Annotated in this window: 14 protein-coding genes; 10 read left to right on the forward strand and 4 right to left on the reverse strand. The window is 33.1% G+C overall.

Annotated features, from left to right (window positions below):
• Positions 1-113 precede the first annotated feature (113 nt).
• Positions 114-3,062, reverse strand: coding sequence for an N-6 DNA methylase (locus Q0929_RS00480; protein ID WP_299237633.1), 2,949 nt, complete (start codon positions 3,060-3,062; stop codon positions 114-116).
• A gap of 297 nt (positions 3,063-3,359) precedes the next feature.
• On the reverse strand, positions 3,360-6,689 hold the full coding sequence (locus Q0929_RS00485; protein WP_299237634.1) for a helicase-related protein: 3,330 nt from the start codon (positions 6,687-6,689) through the stop codon (positions 3,360-3,362).
• Positions 6,690-6,881: 192 nt separating this feature from the next.
• Between Q0929_RS00485 and fabG the strand changes: the two genes are divergently transcribed.
• The 10 genes from fabG to Q0929_RS00535 all read left to right on the forward strand — a co-directional run bounded on the left by fabG (position 6,882) and on the right by Q0929_RS00535 (position 15,405).
• Positions 6,882-7,622 (forward strand): 3-oxoacyl-[acyl-carrier-protein] reductase, encoded by a 741-nt coding sequence (fabG, locus tag Q0929_RS00490; protein ID WP_299237636.1) that lies wholly within the window; start codon positions 6,882-6,884, stop codon positions 7,620-7,622.
• A 28-nt stretch (positions 7,623-7,650) separates the two neighbouring features.
• Positions 7,651-7,893, forward strand: a complete 243-nt coding sequence (acpP, locus tag Q0929_RS00495; protein WP_299237637.1) for an acyl carrier protein — start codon at positions 7,651-7,653, stop codon at positions 7,891-7,893.
• Between the two features lie 6 nt (positions 7,894-7,899).
• Positions 7,900-9,144, forward strand: a complete 1,245-nt coding sequence (fabF, locus tag Q0929_RS00500; protein WP_299237638.1) for a beta-ketoacyl-ACP synthase II — start codon at positions 7,900-7,902, stop codon at positions 9,142-9,144.
• A 10-nt stretch (positions 9,145-9,154) separates the two neighbouring features.
• Positions 9,155-9,904: a ribonuclease III gene (gene rnc, locus Q0929_RS00505; protein ID WP_299237639.1), complete on the forward strand. Its 750-nt coding sequence runs from the start codon at positions 9,155-9,157 to the stop codon at positions 9,902-9,904.
• A 6-nt stretch (positions 9,905-9,910) separates the two neighbouring features.
• Positions 9,911-10,654, forward strand: coding sequence for a pyridoxine 5'-phosphate synthase (locus tag Q0929_RS00510; RefSeq protein ID WP_299237640.1), 744 nt, complete (start codon positions 9,911-9,913; stop codon positions 10,652-10,654).
• Positions 10,655-10,930: 276 nt separating this feature from the next.
• Positions 10,931-12,745: a glutamine--fructose-6-phosphate transaminase (isomerizing) gene (gene glmS / locus Q0929_RS00515; protein ID WP_299237641.1), complete on the forward strand. Its 1,815-nt coding sequence runs from the start codon at positions 10,931-10,933 to the stop codon at positions 12,743-12,745.
• 126 nt (positions 12,746-12,871) lie between these two features.
• Positions 12,872-13,828 (forward strand): pilus assembly protein PilM, encoded by a 957-nt coding sequence (locus Q0929_RS00520; RefSeq protein WP_299237642.1) that lies wholly within the window; start codon positions 12,872-12,874, stop codon positions 13,826-13,828.
• Positions 13,825-14,439 (forward strand): PilN domain-containing protein, encoded by a 615-nt coding sequence (locus Q0929_RS00525; protein ID WP_299237643.1) that lies wholly within the window; start codon positions 13,825-13,827, stop codon positions 14,437-14,439. The genes Q0929_RS00520 and Q0929_RS00525 overlap by 4 nt, the downstream gene beginning before the upstream one ends.
• Complete coding sequence (locus Q0929_RS00530) at positions 14,439-15,119, forward strand: hypothetical protein (RefSeq protein ID WP_299237644.1); 681 nt, start codon at positions 14,439-14,441, stop codon at positions 15,117-15,119. The genes Q0929_RS00525 and Q0929_RS00530 overlap by 1 nt, the downstream gene beginning before the upstream one ends.
• Before the next feature lie 52 nt (positions 15,120-15,171).
• A complete protein-coding gene (locus tag Q0929_RS00535; protein ID WP_299237645.1) occupies positions 15,172-15,405 on the forward strand; it encodes a hypothetical protein in 234 nt (77 codons plus the stop codon).
• Positions 15,406-15,665: 260 nt separating this feature from the next.
• Here the strand turns inward: Q0929_RS00535 and rny are convergent, their stop codons facing one another.
• Together rny and Q0929_RS00545 are read right to left on the reverse strand one after the other, a co-directional pair.
• Positions 15,666-17,360: a ribonuclease Y gene (rny, locus tag Q0929_RS00540; RefSeq protein WP_299237646.1), complete on the reverse strand. Its 1,695-nt coding sequence runs from the start codon at positions 17,358-17,360 to the stop codon at positions 15,666-15,668.
• Positions 17,361-17,362: 2 nt separating this feature from the next.
• Positions 17,363-17,911 carry a 5-formyltetrahydrofolate cyclo-ligase gene (locus Q0929_RS00545; RefSeq protein ID WP_299237647.1) on the reverse strand — a complete coding sequence of 183 codons (549 nt, stop codon included), beginning with the start codon at positions 17,909-17,911 and terminating at the stop codon, positions 17,363-17,365.
• Positions 17,912-18,146: the final 235 nt, after the last annotated feature.

The raw sequence follows: 18,146 nt of genomic DNA on the forward strand, positions 1-18,146 counted from the left end.
GTAAAATAAAGATTAGAGTTTTGCATTTTTACCTCCTTGGTGGAATTTTTGCTATTACAATTTTAACTGCCACCAAGGAGTTTTTTTAGATGTTTTATTTATATTTGAATTTCTCACCCAAAGTATGTATTCATTACAGTATCAAGTGTTAAATAACCTTCCTTATCATAAGTTGCCATAATGATTATTCTGTCAAAAGGTTTCATAACATGAGCTACGATATTTTGAGAAATTATTTTAGGTCTCATATATTTCTTAACTCTTGCGCTGCTTAACTCTGATTTAGTTAGTTTGACTTTATCAATATCTCTATATATTTGGTATTTGTTAATATTTTTTCCTCTTAAAATAGGATAGCCTGTATCTGAAATTTTTCTTTGGAATGGCAAGCCTCTAAAAGTTTCTGAGATGTTATAAAGTTTTAAGCTATCTTGCATTAACTTTTTAAGAATTTCTAATTTGATTTCATCAATGTAGATTGGCAAAATTTCCAATTTTTCAATGATTTCTGAATTAACATCGTTTATAATTTCAATCCTATCGTTCCAAAAATCACCGGCTTTGTAAAAATAAGATTTTTCTTTAATTTTTTGGCTAATCAAAATAATTTGTTCAAGTCTAACATTTTCAAAAGCCTTAGAAATATCAATCAGTGTTAGAAGCTTATTTTCTTTATAAACCAGCTTTCTGGTTCTTTCCCAACTGTCAACATAAGTTATAGATTTTGGTATTACATAAGATAGAATACCTTTTTCTTTCAAAAGGTTAAATCCTTTTTCTATAAATAAAGATGCTGAATTTTTGCGAGTTTCATAAAATTTGTAATGGTCTTCTATATAATCCTTGTATTTTTTAATATCTGCACCATGTGGCGGATTACCAATCACAATGTCAAAGCCATCAACTACTCCAAACATCCACTCTGGGTCAAACCAATCAGCAGATGCATTTTGGTCAAAAATATCAAAATTAGCTATCTTTTCAGCTACTTTATCATTCCAACCATCATTAATCAAAGCATTCTTTAGCTTCTCTCTCAGCTCTTTATCTTTATTTTGTAATTGAATTTTTTCAGCTCTTGACTTAATTCTAAAATATCTGTGTCTCAAAAACTTAAGCTCCTGCTCTAACTTTTCAATCTCCTGACTTCTTAAAGATTTTTGATTAGGCTTTTCAAGTCCAATCAAAGCATTTGCAGAGATAAACTTAGTCTCAAGATTAGGCAATGTCAAAATTCCAAAGTTTGGCTTATCTCTATCTACTTTCTGGTCTAATATCAAAGATATAAAAAATCTTAGCTTGCTAATCTGTATAGCTATAGGCTGTATATCTACTCCATATATACAGTTTTCTATCAAATAAAGCTTTCTTGCGTAGTCTGGATAGTTTATGCTTTCGTCAAAATGTTCTTTTACTTCGTTTAACAACTCTTTTAAAGTGTTTTCATCTTTTGCTATTTCTAATACTTCTTTGCTTTCTTTCTTAATTCTATCTACCTGTATCTCATACCAAACTTTATTAGACGGGTCAAGCTTTTGAAGTAAAAATACAAGCTTATGAAGAATTCCCATTGGAAAAGCACCGGAGCCACAGGCAGGGTCTATTATCTTTATTTGGTCTATTGCTTCAATTAATTTTCTTTTTAAATCATCTGAAGTGTTTGGTTCTTTATCAGAATAAGAAAACAAATCATCAAGTTTATCTTCTGCTTCTGGCACTTTTGTTTTTAGATATTCTCTTAAGCTCTCTTCCACCATATAATCTACTATCTCTCTTGGTGTGTAGTAGCTACCTGTTGCCTTTCTTGCAGTGGTATTAGTTTCTGGATTATAGCTTGCAAGAAGATTTTCAAACACTTTTCCAAGTAGTTCTGGGTCAAGGGCTATCTCTTGGTCTATCGGCGTTGCTTCATCTGTTGTAAAGTTGTAGCTTTTTAAGATATCAATAAGTCCTCTAACTTCTACATTTTTGCCTAAACCATATTTGGATAAATCAACTGTTTTTTCTTCGCTAAAAAATAACTCATCACTGATTTTAGCCTGCTTCTTTTCATTTCTTGAAAATCCATCTATGTAGACTTTATCTTTATCCAAACAGTCAAAAAGTCCACCGTTTATAAATGGAATATTTTTAAACAACTCTGAAATTACTTCTTCTTTACTTATCAAAAACTTATCTTCATACCTGTATAAGCTTTTTACTCCAAAGTCTTTTTTGTTAGCAGGAAAACCTTTATCTTCTGCCCAGCCTCTTTCTTCTATAGGTCTATTTAATGTTGCAAAAAATAGATTCTGTAAAATTGCATTGTAGTAATTATTACCTTTGCCAAAGTCTTTAACTATCTTTTTTAGCTCTTTTTCATCAAATAATTTATTTGGCACTAAGCCTTTTTCTTTCAAAAACCATATAAAAATTAATCTTGTTAAAAGCCTGATTAAGCTTTGGGCGTTTCTGATTTCTCTGTCTTTTTCCGGGTCATCAGAGTATTTATAATCATCAGGAAATTTAACTTTATCAAGTGCATAGTAATACCAATTTTGAAGCTCGTTGTAAAAATCTCTTGTGATAGGTTGAGTGCTAAAAGCTTGCTTTATAGAGTCTAAATCTGTAAAATCACAATCTTGAAGCTGATTTATAAACGTTTTGTTTGGTAAGTTTGGGCTTACGTAAAACGTAAATCTTTTGTAGTGGCTATACGTTGCCTTTGTGCCATGGGTAGTCTTAAACACAAAAGAAAGTCTAAAGTTTTTATTATCGTCATAAAATACAAATAGTCCATAAAATTTTTGATACTTTTCTAAAAGTCTTTTAGCAATATCAAACTGATTTTTCTTACTTGTCCTTTCTGTAAGGTTATCAAGCTTGATGGCAAAAACTACTAAATCTGCATCTTGCTTTAATCTGATGTATCCAATTTCTTTTATGTCTGATACTTTATATTTTTCTTCAATATCTTGAATGTCGTAAACTGGGCTTATATCAACAGTAAAACCTTTGTCTAATAAATATCTTTCTAAATTTTTAAGTGAAAAATCTCTTGCAAGGGTTGAAAGCTTCTCCATCGGCTGACTTTCCTGACTTTTTATTTTAATGCAGGATATTATAAAACATTTTAATATTGTAGGGCAGTTTATAAATGCTATTATTTGTTGGAGCGGTTTTTGAACCCACTTACATAAAAAGATCAATTAAATTGCAGATGCGATTCATGAATCGCCCTTTACAGGTATTAGGTCATTTCTCTCGCTTCTCGAAAGAGGAGATCCTTCACTCCGCTGCTGGATGACAAAGAACAATCCGATAGCGTCATTCTGCAGCCGGCGAAGAATCTCAGCCTTTTATCTTTTACTTCTCACCTCTCACATCTGACTTGTAAACTCTTGATTTTCTACTGCCATAATAACTTCTTGATTTTCTAAATCCAGCAACTTTAACTGACTTTCTACTCTCTCTATAAAATCTTCTCCAATCTCTTTTTTAATCTCTTCTAACTCTTTTTTCACTTCTTCTATGTTATCCAAATACTTTTCAATCTTAACTATTCTTTGCAAGATATACTCTGAAAGGCTTGAATACTCCTCAATATCTTTGATTAAAGCTAAGACAAAAGACCTTAACTCTCCAATGTCTTTATCTTTTAAATCGTTTAATAGGTTAAGAGCGTCTCCTTCTATGGTTCTTGATTTAGGTTTTCTTTTTATGTATGCTTTTTTATCAAGAACTATTTTGTAATTAGCCCAAAAATCCTTTGATACTCTCAATCTTTCTGTCTCAGCAGTAGCTTTTATCTTTTCATAAACTTCTTCAAAGCTTACTGTTTTTGGCTGTTTTTCTGCATAATCTTTATAGCCTACAAATAAGTCTTTGCCTTTTCTTATAAAGACCATTAGCTCGTTTTTATCAGACTGCTTAGCGGTTTTTACTCTTTGAGGCATATTTTGTATTTCTTTTATAACCTCCGGATAGTTTTCTTCTATCTGCTTAAGCTCATCTCTAACTTTCGTAAAGAAGCTTTCTTCTTCATCTTCTTTGTATTCGTTTAATCTCTTATAGAGTTTTGATGCTTCTGGCTCTTCTGATGGGTCAAAGATTTTAGCATCTTCTCCAAGTATGCTATGAATCATAAACATCTTTGTTTGGGCTATCTGTCTTGACCTTACTATATCGGCTCCTTGCTCTGTTGGGAAGAAGTTTACTATATATATCTCATCATATACTTTTTTACCTATCCTGTTTATTCTTCCAACTCTTTGTATAACTCTAACAGGGTTCCACGGTATATCATAGTTTATTACCGCTCCTGCTCTGTTTAGGTTGTATCCTTCAGAAAGCTTATCCGTCGTAAGCAGGATTTTATACTTATCTTCTTGGTGCTTATACTGTGCATCAAAATTTTTTGCTATTTCTTCAAAGGTTGTTTTTCCTATATTTCCATAGGCTACTAAGACTTTATCTTTAAAATGTTTTTTTAGTATGTCATCTAAATGTTTTGCAGTATCTGTATATTCTGTAAATATGACAACTTTTCTATCTTCTTTTAAAAACTCTTCAATGCCTTTTATAAGCCTATCTGCCTTTGGGTCGTTTTGTGTAAGTCTTAATTCTTCCATCTTTTCCAAAAATTCATCAAACAGTTCTATATCGTTTTGTATGTCTTTTATAAATTTATCTTTTTGTTTAAAGTTGCTTAAGTCGTAAATTTTATAATATTCAGCGTTTATCTTTTGTTCTTTTAAATCTTGTTCATATTTTTCAAGTTCTTTTAAAATCTCGTCAGAGTCTTTTTCTGCTAAATCTTCCATTAGCTTTCTATCAAGGATAAACTTATTTGTTTTTTTGACAAAATCTAAGGCTGTTTCATGAATACTTTTAAATCTTTTTATACTTTCATAGAATGAGCCAAAGCTACTTTCAAATCTTTTAACTAAAAGCCTTCTCATAAAGTCATAAAGGTTTCTTTGATATGTAAGTAAAAAGCTTTCTTCTTCTTTTAACTCAGGCTCATCATCATCTTTAATGCCTTTTTCATATTTGATTGGAATGTAGATTGCACCTTTGAACCTTCCTCCCAGCTCTTCTTCGCTAAAAGCTGATATTACTTCATCGTAAAATCCTGACTGCTCTTTTGTAAGCTCATAAAACCACTCTATTGGGTCTTTAACTTCTGACAGGTCAACCTTTTCTTTGTAATGCTTTAAATCAAGCCTGTTTCTTCTTATTACTACCGGTTCAAGTATTGACCTTATATGTCTTGCTAATTCCTTAGTCTCTGTTTTTACGTTGTCTATTTCTACTACTACATTATTTTTACCAAAAATTTCTTTGTAGTAGTTTAAAGCTCTTTCTCTTTTTTTCTTGTTTGGAGAGTTGTAATGGTTTTTTATGTAAGAAAGTTTATTAAAAAGGCTTTCATACTCTTCAAATTTAGATTTAAGGTCTTCGTCAAATACAATGGTTGATTTTTTTGGTATGGTAAAGAGTTTTAAAAGTGCGAAAATGTCAGAAGGTCTGTTGTTAAAAGGCGTTGCTGTTAGAAGTAGTACTGTTTTTCCCCTGCATATCTCTTTAAGATAATGATAGCTAAGAGTATTTTCATTTCTAAACCTGTGTGCCTCGTCAACTATTACAACCTCTATATTATCATGCTCTCTAACAAACTCTAAGGCTTTTTCCAACTTTCCAACGGAGTAAGTTTCCCAGCCATACAGCTCAAAATCTTCTAAATACTTTCTCCATCCTATGGATTTTTCTTCATTTCCAATAAGATGAGGTGGTGCTATGACTATACCTCTTTTTCCTAATGCCTTTGCTACCATGCATGCAACAACGGTTTTCCCAAGACCTACAACATCGGCTAAAATCGTTCCGCCATGAGATTTACAGTTTGCAATAGCCTGAGAAACAGCCTCCATCTGATAAGAGTATGGCTTATAGCCCTTTCTCTCCATAAGCTCTACAAGGTCTTTAAATGTATCTTTTGTTTTATGGGTTTCAATATATGTTTTTAGTAGATAAACATAAGCTGAAAATGGGTCTACATCTCTTAACGCAGTCTCGTTTTTAATAGTATTAACAAGCTTTTTCACATCATCTTCTGACAATGGTATTGAATCTTTCCATAAATCATCAAAATACTTTTCTGCTTCTTCAAATCCATAGTCTTTTATCTCAACGTTAAACTCATTTTGACTTACAAGTCCTGCTCTTGTTAGGTTGCTGCTTCCTGTTATAAAAAGGCTTGGTGCTGATTTTTCTTTTGTTTTAAATAGATAAAGCTTTGAATGATTAGGCTCCCTGGTCTTTCTTATGACTATTATTTTTTCTTCTAAAAGTTTTACAAAAAATTCAGCTTGCTCGTATATATCTTGATTATCTAACTCTTGGCTTGTAAATGCTGTCTTTACAGAGTTTATTAAAGCTTGAAAATACTCATCTTTACTTTTAAGCTTTGTTGCTGCTTCATACAGTCCGTAGTTGCCTTTGTCTACGTTTAATCCTACTAAGATTTTTATATGTTCCTGCGAAAGCTTGCCTTCTTCGTAGAGATTTTTTAAAGTTTCGTAGAACTCTTTTATTCCCGAAAAATAGAAAAACCCAACAAGAAATTTTAACTCTGTGCTGATTTCTATAAGCTCTTGTAGTCTTCTTTTAAGGTCTTTATTTCCATGATTGGTTATAAATGTGCTCAAGGCTGGAAACCTCTTTTGTTAATCTACATTTATATTATATACGGTTGAAAATTCAAAAGATGTTAGAAAGTGAGAAGTGACGAGCATTTTTAAAGTCATTTACATGTCATCTATCACAACATTTCACATTATGACTAAAATTTTATCATTTTGTGGTAAAATATTAACAATTTTTTATTAAATGAGGTTAGAATGCTAAATTTTGCTGGTAAAAATGTACTTATAACAGGGTCTACAAGAGGTATTGGTAAAGCAATTGCAATAGAATTCGCAAAGCTTGGGGCCAATGTAATCATTACTGGTAGAGATAGAAAATCAGCTGAAGTTTTAGCAAATAATATTGAAAAAGAATATAACGTTAAAGCATTTGGAATAGATTTAGATTTGACAGGAGATATTTCAAAAAGCTTTGAAGAAATAAACAGCTTTACACAAGGAAAAATTGATATACTTGTTAACAACGCAGGAATTACAAAAGATACACTTTTTATCAGAATGAAAGAAGAAGATTGGAACAGCGTTATCAATGTAAATCTAAACGGTACGTTTAAAATCACTCAACAAGTTGTAAAACTAATGATTAAACAAAGATACGGAAGGATTATAAATATAAGCTCTATTATTGGTTTTATTGGAAATATAGGGCAGGCAAACTACGCAGCCACAAAAGCTGGATTAATAGGATTTACAAAATCCTTAGCAAAAGAGCTTGCATCAAGAAATATTACAGTTAACGCAGTTGCTCCCGGCTTTATAGAAACTGATATGACAGCAGAACTTCCGGAAGATATTAAAGCTCAGTATCTTAAGCAAATACCTTTAAACAGATTTGGAAAGCCGGAAGACGTTGCAAACGTTGTATTATTCTTGGCATCCGACTTGGCAAGTTATATAACCGGTGAAGTTATCCACGTAAACGGCGGAATGTATTAAAAAATTTTAAATATAGGAGGTATTAAAAATGTCAGTTGAACAAAAAGTAAAACAGATTATAGCAGACCAACTTGGTGTTGATATTGAAAAAATCACACCTGAAGCAAAATTTGTAGACGATTTAGGTGCAGATTCTTTAGACGTAGTTGAGTTAATCATGGCTTTTGAAGAAGAGTTTGGCATTGAAATTCCGGACGAAGATGCTGAAAAAATCACAACCGTTAAAGATGTTATAGACTATATTAACTCAAAACAATCAAAACAAGGGTAAATAAGTATGAGAAGAGTCGTCGTTACTGGTTTAGGGGCTGTAACACCAATAGGTAATAACGTAAAAGACTTCTGGTCAAATCTTGTAGCGGGCGTCAGTGGTATAGACGTAATCAAAAGATTTGACCCAGTAGCCATAGGATTGCCTGTAATCATAGCCGGAGAAGTTAAAAATCTCAATCCAGAGCAGTTTTTAGATTCTAAGGAATTAAAAAGAATGAGTGATTTCGTTAAGTTTGCTGTAATAGCAGCAAAAGAAGCAATACAAGACTCTGGATTAGAACTTGACAAGATTGACTTAACGAGGGCTGGTGTTATAGTCGGAACCGGTATCGGCGGCTTAAGGGACATTGAAGAACAGCAGAAAGTAGTAATGGAAAAAGGAGTAAGGAGAGTTTCTCCTTTCTTTATTCCTTCCGGAATCTCTAACATGGCGGCAGGTTATATATCCATAGAGTTTGGATTTAAAGGTCCGAACTCTTGTGTTGTAACAGCATGTGCAACAGGAACACATTCTATTGGTGATGCATTTAAAATAATTCAAAGAGGCGATGCTGACATTATGATAGCAGGCGGAACAGAATCTGCCATTACGCCACTTGGAGTTGCTGGATTTGCTAACATGAAAGCTTTATCAACAAGAAATAATGAACCTCAAAAAGCATCAAGACCATTTGATGCAGAGAGAGACGGCTTTGTAATGGGTGAAGGTGCCGGTATAGTGGTTTTAGAAGAGTTAGAACATGCAAAGAAAAGAGGAGCTAAAATTTATGCTGAAGTTGTAGGGTACGGACTGACGGCCGATGCTTATCATATTACAGCTCCATGTGCTGATGCAGATGGTGCAAAAAGAGTTATAATGATGGCTCTTAACGATGCAAGAATCAACCCGGATGAGGTTGATTATATTAACGCTCACGGAACATCTACTCCATTAAACGATAAAATAGAAACGTTGGCGATAAAGGAAGTGTTTAAAGACCATGCATACAAACTAAAAGTTAGCTCAAACAAATCAATGATAGGACACCTTCTTGGTGCAGCAGGTGCGGTTGAAGCAGTTGCAACTGTTTTAACTATCAAAAATGGAGTTATTCCACCAACAATAAACTACGAACATCCAGACCCTGAATGTGATTTAGATTATGTGCCAAACAAAGCTATAGAGTACCCTGTAAAAGTTGCAATATCTAACTCATTTGGATTTGGTGGAACCAATGCTTGCTTAGCATTTAAGGCTTTTGAAGATTAAATAAAATGATATGGAAGAAAAAAATCTATCTGCCGATAATTACGAATCGGTAGGAGAATTTAAAGATAGAATAAAAAAGCTTGAACAAATCATCGGATACACTTTTAAAGATAAATCTCTGCTGCTAGCAGCTATAACTCATAGGTCTTTTGTAGCTGAATACCATAAAAAAATACCAGATTATGAAGTTTTAGAATTTCTTGGAGATGCAGTTATATCCTTAATCATCAGTGAAATTCTTATTAAACAGTTTCCCCATGCAAGGGAGGGAGAGCTTTCCCAGTACAGGTCCGCTATTGTAAGCGAAGCTTACTTGTCAAAATTGGCAAGAAATGTACATTTTCAAGATTTTGTTTTGATAAGCAAAGGTGAAAAATCTCAAAAAGGAGCAGAGAGGGAATCACTCCTTTGTGATGTGTTTGAAGCAGTTTTTGGGGCAATATACACAGACTGCCAGTATAATTTAGACATACCAAGAGAGATATTCAACAAAAATTTTAAAGAAATTGTTATAAACGACATACAACAAGAAAATCTACCAAGAGATTATAAATCTCTTTTACAGATAGAAACCCAAAGACTTTATGGTAAAATACCAACATATAAATTAATTTCATCAGAAGGTCCAGAGCACGATAAAACGTTTACAGTAGAATGTCATGTTGAAGAAATAAAAACAACAGGAAAAGGAAAATCAAAGAAAGAAGCAGAAGCAAAGGCAGCAAAAGAAGCTTTCAAAAAACTAAAATCAGAAAGGTAAGCAAAAATGAGACTTGGAGTTAATATAGACCATATAGCAACCCTTAGAGAGGCAAGAAAAACAACAGAACCAGACCCAGTAAAAGGAGCTTTGATAGCCATTGAAGCCGGAGCCGACCAGATAACATTACATTTGAGAGAAGACAGAAGACACATACAAGATGAAGACCTATTTAGATTAAAGTGTGAATTAAAAGACACAAATATCCCTATAAACTTAGAGATGGCACCAACCTATGAGATGCAAAATATAGCATTGGAAGCACTGCCAAACAACGTCACCTTAGTCCCGGAAAAAAGACAAGAAATTACCACAGAAGGTGGATTAGATGTTGTATCTATGGTAGATTATCTTAAAGATTTTATCAAACCAATAAAACAGCAAGGTATTACAGTTAGTCTATTCATAGACCCAGACTTTAAGCAGATAGACGCGTCTGTAGAAGTAGGTGCTGATGCAATAGAGATACATACAGGCGAGTACGCAAATGCTTATGGTAAAAACGTAGAAAAAGAACTTGAAAGAATAAAAAAAGCTGCAAAATATGCTAAGGAAAAAGGTCTAAAAGTGTATGCAGGACACGGTCTAACATATCAGAATGTTTCAGAGATAGCAAAGATAAAAGAAATTGAAGAATTAAACATAGGACATTCTATCATTGCAAATGCTATATTCTTAGGATTATACGAAGCAGTTAGAAAGATGAAAGAGATAATCTTAAATGCGAGGAAAGAATTAGAAAGTGAATAGGTTAAACATTGATGAATACACATTAAGCGTTGCTAAAAGCGAGTTGTTTATATTGGTGATTTTTACAGAATTTAAAAAGGAGGTCCTTAGGATTTCGTCCTCAAGGATGACAAAAAAAGATTGGTTGATAAACATTAGAGAAAAAGATAATTTTATATGTCATTCTGTAGCCGGCGAAGAATCTCATGTTTTTTTAAATTTCTCACCCGACGTATAAAGGTATAATTTAATTACTTATATCATTTTATCATTTTAAATACCCTGGAGGAGCAATAAATGTGCGGAATTGTTGGTTATATAGGACATAGAAAAGCAGTGCCAGTGCTACTTCACGGACTTCAGAGATTAGAGTATAGAGGGTATGATTCTGCAGGTATCGCTGTTTTAGACGAGAATAAAAAACAGATAATTATTGAAAAGCAGGTTGGTAAGGTAAAGGATTTACAAGAGTATTTATGGGGCAAAGATATAAATGGTTCAATTGGTATAGCACATACAAGATGGGCAACCCATGGGCCACCATCTATAGAAAACGCCCATCCACATATAAGTAAAAGTGAAGCTATAGCAGTAGTTCACAACGGAATCATAGAAAACTACGCTTCATTAAAAGAAATGCTTATAAAGAAAGGCTATACTTTTAAATCCCAAACAGATACAGAAGTAATCGCACATCTTATAGAAGATTTATACGATGGAAATCTTCTAAACACTGTTTTAAAAGTGGCAAAACAGCTTGAAGGAGCTTATGCTATTGGAGTTATATCCACCTTAGAGCCGGATAAAATAATTGGACTAAGAAAAGGTAGCCCTTTAATCGTTGGACTTGGAGAAGGTGAAAACTTTATAGCTTCCGACATACCGGCGGTTTTAGAATACACTAAGAAATTCATCACTCTTGATGATGAAGAAATGGCAGTTTTAACAAAAGATAAAGTAGAAATTTACGATATAAACGGAAATAAAAAAGAAAAAAAGCCATTTACTGTGAACTGGGACATAGCTGCTGCTGAAAAAGGCGGTTATAAACACTTCATGTTAAAAGAAATATACGAACAACCAAGAACAATCACAGATACGCTTGCAGGATTTTTCTCAAACTTAGACAATCCTGTTTTTAGGCAGTTAGATAAAATTCAAAATATTGTGATCATAGCTTGCGGAACATCATACCATGCAGGATTGGTCGGCAAATTCTGGATAGAAAAGTATGTAAAAATACCGGTTGTAGTTGATTATGCTTCTGAGTTTAGATACAGAGACTTTCCGGTTTCAGATAAAACATTAATTATAGCAATCAGCCAATCTGGAGAAACGGCAGACACAAGATTTGCAGCAATCGATGCAAGAAAAAAAGGAGCAAAAGTTCTATCTATCGTCAACGTAGTAGGTAGCTCTTTATCAAGAGAAAGTGATTATGTTTTATACACCTACTGCGGTCCGGAGATTGGAGTTGCAGCAACAAAAACTTTTACAGCTCAGTTAATTACATTATTGCTTTTTGCTTTAAAATCAGGTCTTGAAAGAGGAAATATAACAGCGTCGGAATTTGAAGAGCATCACAAAAAGTTAAGCCATTTACCAACACTTATAAACGAAGTTTTAAAAGAAGATAAAATTATAGAAGAAATTTCTTATAAATACCATAATGCTAAGGATTTTCTGTTCTTAGGTAGAGGCTTAAATTATCCTATAGCGTTTGAAGGAGCATTAAAACTTAAAGAAATATCTTACATCCATGCAGAAGGATACCCTGCTGGAGAAATGAAACACGGACCTATTGCACTGATAGACGAAAACCTTCCGGTGGTATGCTTAGCTCCAAAAGATAGCTTATATGAAAAGATGATCTCTAATATTCAAGAAGTAAAAGCAAGAAAAGGCATCGTAATAACCCTTACAGATTCCGAGGATAAAGAGATAAAGGAGCTTTCAAATGAAATCGTTAAAATTCCTCCTGTTTCGGATGAAAACCTATATCCGATAGTCTTATCAGTTCCATTACAATTGCTTGCTTATCATATAGCTGTTATACTTGGCAAAGATGTTGACCAACCAAGAAACTTAGCAAAAACTGTTACGGTAGAGTGAAAATTAAAATTTATAAAACATAGGGTAGTTAAAAGAACTGTGTTTAAATTGTATTTAATTTTAAACTCTGAGAAAGTTTTTCCGAAATGATTCATAGAATTTAATAGATATGAAGGTTTCGAGAAAATGAAATTGAGTAGAATTAAATTACCATCCTTAGATAGAATTTTACCGTTTTCCAAAAAAAACAAATTATTTACAGGAATAGAGCTTGATACAGATTATGCGAGGGTGACAGTTTTAGAGAAAGATAACGAAGATTTAATATTTTCAATTATGCCGTTTGAGATACAACTTACTGGAGATAATTACCAAGATGGACTTATTTTAAGACAGGAGATTGAAAGAAGGGGCTTGAATGTAAAAATTGCCAATTTTAGTATTCCTGTGTCTGCAGTCTTAATTAAAAATTTAAAGCTTCCAAAAGTTAGTGAAAAAGAAATGATTGATGCAATAGAATGGAATATTAAAGAAGATATAGAAAACTTGAAAGTTGAAACTGTTTATGATTATTCAATAATAAATGAAGATAAAGATTTTTATGATATTGTAGTTGTGATTACGAAGATTAATCAAATAAATAGGGTATTAGAAGTCGCGGAAAATGCTAAGATTAAAGTTGACATAATAGAACCATCAGCAACAGCATTGTTAAACTTGGCATTTTTACAAAAAGAAAAGGTTGAAAAGAACAGAGAGGAAAATAATATCTGTTTGATCCACCTGGATAAAAATGACTCCTATCTATTATTTTCTAACAATAATATAATAATACAACCAATAGAAATGAATTTTAAACTTTACGAATTGCTTGACCCAGACGCAAAAGAGCAAGAAGTTACCAGATTAATAAATGAGATAAATTATTTCTTCTATACGTTACAAGAACCAAAGATAGTGTACACTTCAGGATTGTTTGTAAAGTATCCAGAAATAAAAGCTTACACACAGTTAAAATTTAGCACAAGATTTGTTCTTGAAGACATAGACCCAGTTCTTTCATCAGACATAAAATATAACGGCAACTTTCCAATACAAATTTATAATACTTCAATAAGCTTGGCACACAGAGGATTAGAATGATAAAAATAGACTTAAATCCAAGAAAAAAGAAAAGAGGGTCGGCTTTAGCTGCACCATCTATTAGTCTAACGTCCTTTAAGTTGGAAAACATAAATAAATTGTTGACAGTCTTATTACCGGTTATTTTAGTAGCAGGCTTATTATTTTATTACTTTTACTTAGGGCTACAGATTGAAAATTTACAACAAAAAAAGACAATGTTAATCGCAGAAAAAGAAAAATTAAAGGCTATAGAAAATAAAATAAATCAGCTAAAAAAAGCAATAGCTGAGGAAGAAAAACAAAAAAATGAGTTAGAATTAAGATTTAAGACTTTTCAATATTTAGCAGATTCAAGGAAATCTCTAACGCCAAAATTAAACAGTATTGTTATACCAATACCTGACGGACTATGGCTTGAATCTATTGAAATATCAAAAGACTCTGGGAAAATTACCGGAAACTCCCTTAAACCAGAGCTTGTAGCACAATATTATAAGTCTCTTAGCAGCTCTTATAAAGATATCGTATTCAATGGAACAGAGAAAAAAACATCACCAACAAATATTATTTTCTATAACTTTACATTCGAACTTAAAAATGAAGCTCCAGAAAAAAGAGAGGGGACATAATGGATCTAACAAATATAAAAGAGCAATGGGAAAATACTCCAGTATGGCAAAAAGCTCTTTTGTTAATATTGTTAACAGTTGGAATTTTATATCTTATCTTCACAATTTTAATTTCCCCAAAATATGATGAGTATAAAGCTTTAAACGAAGAAGTTCAGAATCTGGAAAATGAGATAGAGCTTTTAAAATCATCTGTAAATCCACAAATTCAACTTGTCTTAGAAAAAAAACTACAACAGGTTAAAACTGACATAAAAAACATTGAAAACAAACTGGAAGTAATGAAAAAAATCATTCCACCAGAACCAAACTTAGATGATATTTTAAATGTTGTATCTTTAAGTGCAAAGAAAAGTATGCTAATTTTAAACTCTTTTAAAGTTGAAAAAGAAGAGGAAGTGATCCTCTACTACAATAAAAGTACAAATAAGTTAGAAGTGTTTAATCCTACGCCAAACAAAGATAAAAAAGAAGAACAGAAAATTCCGGAAAACGCTATAAAGCTAAAGAAAATCAACATTACCGCAAATGTTTCTGGAAATTTTAATTCTATAAAAAACTTTTTAGATGAAATAGCAAAATCTGAAAGATTTATAAGTGCAGAGAATGTTTCTATAAAAAAGGAAGGTGGATTGTTGACTGGAGTAGTGAAACTTGCAGTTTATTATATGCCAGAATGATTTTAAGCTAAACGTGTAGCAAGGAAGCAAGCAGTATTACGGAGGATGCATCATGAAAAAAACTTTAATTTTATTGACATTATTGAGTGTAAAATTTTCCTATGCCGGGAAAGTAGATTTGCCCCCACTTTCAGATATAGGACCTTTTATGGGATTGGAGGCAACTGTTGGCTATATTCAAAAAGAGAATGGTGAAAAGTTTATGGTAATAGAAACACCGGAAGGAACAAAGCTTGTAAAAGTAAGGAAAAGTCCAAAGGAATTGATTGAGAAAAATGTTAAATAGAGTTATCTTTTGTATAGACAAACATTCTACGTGTAGCAAATATCCAAATATACATACCAGCCTGTTCCAAAAAAGTTTTTGATAGGCATTATCTTATCTGGCTATCATTTTGTAACCGTGTAAGAAGCTCCAATTTTTCTTTTCAAGTCAAAAAATCAAAAAAGAGATCCTTCGGCTTTACAGCCTCAGGATGACAAGGAAAGGTAAATTTACAAAAATTTTGGAACACTCTCTATATTATTTTTAAAAATCAATCTGTGTTACTTTGCCACTTCAACGAATCTTGATTCTCTGATTGTTACTACTTTTATCTGTCCTGGGAAGTCAAGCTCGTTTTCTATTCTTTTAGCAATTTCTTTTGTAAGTAAGTATGCTTCTTCATCGGATATTTTTTCTGCATTGACGATAACTCTAACTTCTCTACCTGCTTGAATTGCAAAAGATTTTTCTACATTTTCAAACGAGTTGACTATAGCCTCTATTTTTTCAAGCCTATTTATGTAAGATTGTAATACTTCTCTTCTTGCTCCTGGTCTTGCAGCAGAAAGTGCATCAGCAGCAGCAACTAATACTGCTTCTGGGTACCTTGCCGGCTCGTCTCCATGATGGTAAAGGATGGCGTTTATCACATAATCAGGCTCTCCATATCTTTTTGCAATCTCAGCACCGACCTTAGAGTGGGCTCCCCCAACTTCGTGAGATATTGCTTTTCCTATATCATGCATAAGTCCGCCCCTTCTTGCTTTCTTTTCATCAAGCCCAAGCATTGCAGCCATCATACCTGCTAAGTATGCAACCTCTTTTGTATGAAGTAGTACGTTTTGAGTATAAGATGTTCTGTAGTTTAACTTTCCAATGTAGTAGAAAAGTTCAGGATGGACGTCAGTAAATCCAAGTTCCAAACATGTTTCTTCTCCAAGCTTTCTTATATGCTGATCCATTTCTTCTTTCACTTTTTCAACAACTTCTTCAATTCTTCCCGGATGGATTCTTCCATCTGCTATAAGTCTTTCTAAAGATATTTTTGCTATCTCTCTTCTCAATGGGTCAAAAGATGATATTGTTACTATATCCGGTGTATCATCAATGATTAAGTCAACGCCTGTTGCAAGCTCAAAAGCTCTTATATTTCTTCCTTCTCTTCCGATGATTCTTCCTTTTATGTCGTTGCTTGGAAGGTCAACTACGGAAACAGTATAAGATGTCGTTACCTCCGGTGCCAATCTTTGTATTGCAGTTACAAGGGTCCATTTAGCTTCTTTTTCTGCCTGCTTTCTTGCCTCTTCTTCTATCTCTCTCATTAATTTAGCAGCTTCAAGTTTAGCTTCTTCTTCAACTTTCTTCATAAGCTCTGCTTTTGCTTCATCTTTTGTCATGCTTGCTATTCTTTGAAGTTCAAGAATGTACTGCTGCTCTGCATTCTTTAGCTTTTCTTCTTTTTCTTTTAAAATGTTTTCTAAAGCCCTAATCTCTTCTTCTAATTTATGTATTTCTTGCTCTCTTTTTATTATTTCCTCTTCTTTATGCTCAATTCTTGCAAGTCTCTTTTCTAACTGAGATTCCCTCATTAAAAGCTGTTTTTCCAAATTTTGAAGCTCTTCTCTCTTTTGCTTAAGCTCATTTTCAAGCTCTTGTTTTCTCTTTAAAAGTTCTTTTTCTATAATGAATTCTTGTTGTTCTTTAAGCTTTAAAGCCTCTCTTTCTATTTCTAAAGCTTTTAGTTTAGCTTCTTTCTCAACCTCCTTTAAAATTCTTTCAGCCTCTCTTTCGGCTTCTTTTTTGATTCTTTCAGCTTCAGTTACTGCTTGTTTTTCAATCTCTTCTTTTCTTTCTAATACTTTTTTGTACTCTTCTTCTTTTTCTTTTAGTTTTTTCTCGATTGTTATTTTACTTGCATAAAATCCAGCTCCGCCTGCCAAAATTGCAGAAGATAAACCAACTAATATTTCTGTCATTTTTAATCCTCCTTTTTTGTTTTGTAAATTTGTGTAGGTGTAATAATATAGTCCATTTTAACATCATGAGGGTCATGGGGAATTTTGTCTACAATTTGAAAATCAAATCCCAAACCAACCTTAAATAACGGCTTGATTTTTGGCAAAAATCTGTCATAGTAGCCTTTCCCGTAGCCTAATCTGTATCCATGTACATCAAAGGCTACAGCCGGAACGATCACTACGTCAATTTTTCCTTCATAAACATCCCCTCTTGGCTCTTTTATTCCGCCATAACCAATATACATGTTTTCTAAATCATGAATTTGAATAGGTAGAATATCGAGTCCTTTAACTTTTGGAAGTAGTACGATTTTAGAAAGATTTAATAGATGGTTGATTATAGGTTTTGTGTCAACTTCTCTTCTGTGGGGATAGTATAGCATAAATACATTATAGTCAAAAAGCCATGATAAGGTTAGAAGGTTTTTTAGTACTTTAAGAGAGTCTTCTTCCCAATCTGAATAAACTTCTCTCTTTGTAAGTATCTTTTTTCTTATTTCTTCTTTCAAATATGACCTCCCAATTTCTTGGAAGGTCAGGGCTGAAAAAGGCCCCCACAGAAGCCGACGGGATGGTTAGCCATGCTCTGAGCACAGCCCCAATAAGTGGGTGGTCGCACTGTAAGACCTTCGAGCTTCGCAAGGAAGCTACCTGGTCTTTACAGAATATAGACCTCCCTTTTCCTTGTCTATAGCCCAGAAAAATCTACACCATCCCTATCGTACCCCGCAGGTAAGCCTTATG

This window comes from Sulfurihydrogenibium sp. (genome assembly GCF_028276765.1).
In the GTDB taxonomy this organism is placed as follows: Bacteria; Aquificota; Aquificia; order Aquificales; family Hydrogenothermaceae; genus Sulfurihydrogenibium.

What these genes read in the sequence shown, in the direction of transcription:
- glmS (WP_299237641.1), top strand. Translation starts at nt 10,931, where the DNA reads ATGTGCGGAATTGTTGGTTATATAGGACATAGAAAAGCAGTGCCAGTG.
- Q0929_RS00525 (WP_299237643.1), top strand. Translation starts at nt 13,825, where the DNA reads ATGATAAAAATAGACTTAAATCCAAGAAAAAAGAAAAGAGGGTCGGCT.
- rny (WP_299237646.1), bottom strand. Translation starts at nt 17,360, where the DNA reads ATGACAGAAATATTAGTTGGTTTATCTTCTGCAATTTTGGCAGGCGGA.
- Q0929_RS00520 (WP_299237642.1), top strand. Translation starts at nt 12,872, where the DNA reads ATGAAATTGAGTAGAATTAAATTACCATCCTTAGATAGAATTTTACCG.
- acpP (WP_299237637.1), top strand. Translation starts at nt 7,651, where the DNA reads ATGTCAGTTGAACAAAAAGTAAAACAGATTATAGCAGACCAACTTGGT.
- rnc (WP_299237639.1), top strand. Translation starts at nt 9,155, where the DNA reads ATGGAAGAAAAAAATCTATCTGCCGATAATTACGAATCGGTAGGAGAA.
- fabG (WP_299237636.1), top strand. Translation starts at nt 6,882, where the DNA reads ATGCTAAATTTTGCTGGTAAAAATGTACTTATAACAGGGTCTACAAGA.
- Q0929_RS00480 (WP_299237633.1), bottom strand. Translation starts at nt 3,062, where the DNA reads ATGGAGAAGCTTTCAACCCTTGCAAGAGATTTTTCACTTAAAAATTTA.
- Q0929_RS00530 (WP_299237644.1), top strand. Translation starts at nt 14,439, where the DNA reads ATGGATCTAACAAATATAAAAGAGCAATGGGAAAATACTCCAGTATGG.
- fabF (WP_299237638.1), top strand. Translation starts at nt 7,900, where the DNA reads ATGAGAAGAGTCGTCGTTACTGGTTTAGGGGCTGTAACACCAATAGGT.
- Q0929_RS00535 (WP_299237645.1), top strand. Translation starts at nt 15,172, where the DNA reads ATGAAAAAAACTTTAATTTTATTGACATTATTGAGTGTAAAATTTTCC.
- Q0929_RS00510 (WP_299237640.1), top strand. Translation starts at nt 9,911, where the DNA reads ATGAGACTTGGAGTTAATATAGACCATATAGCAACCCTTAGAGAGGCA.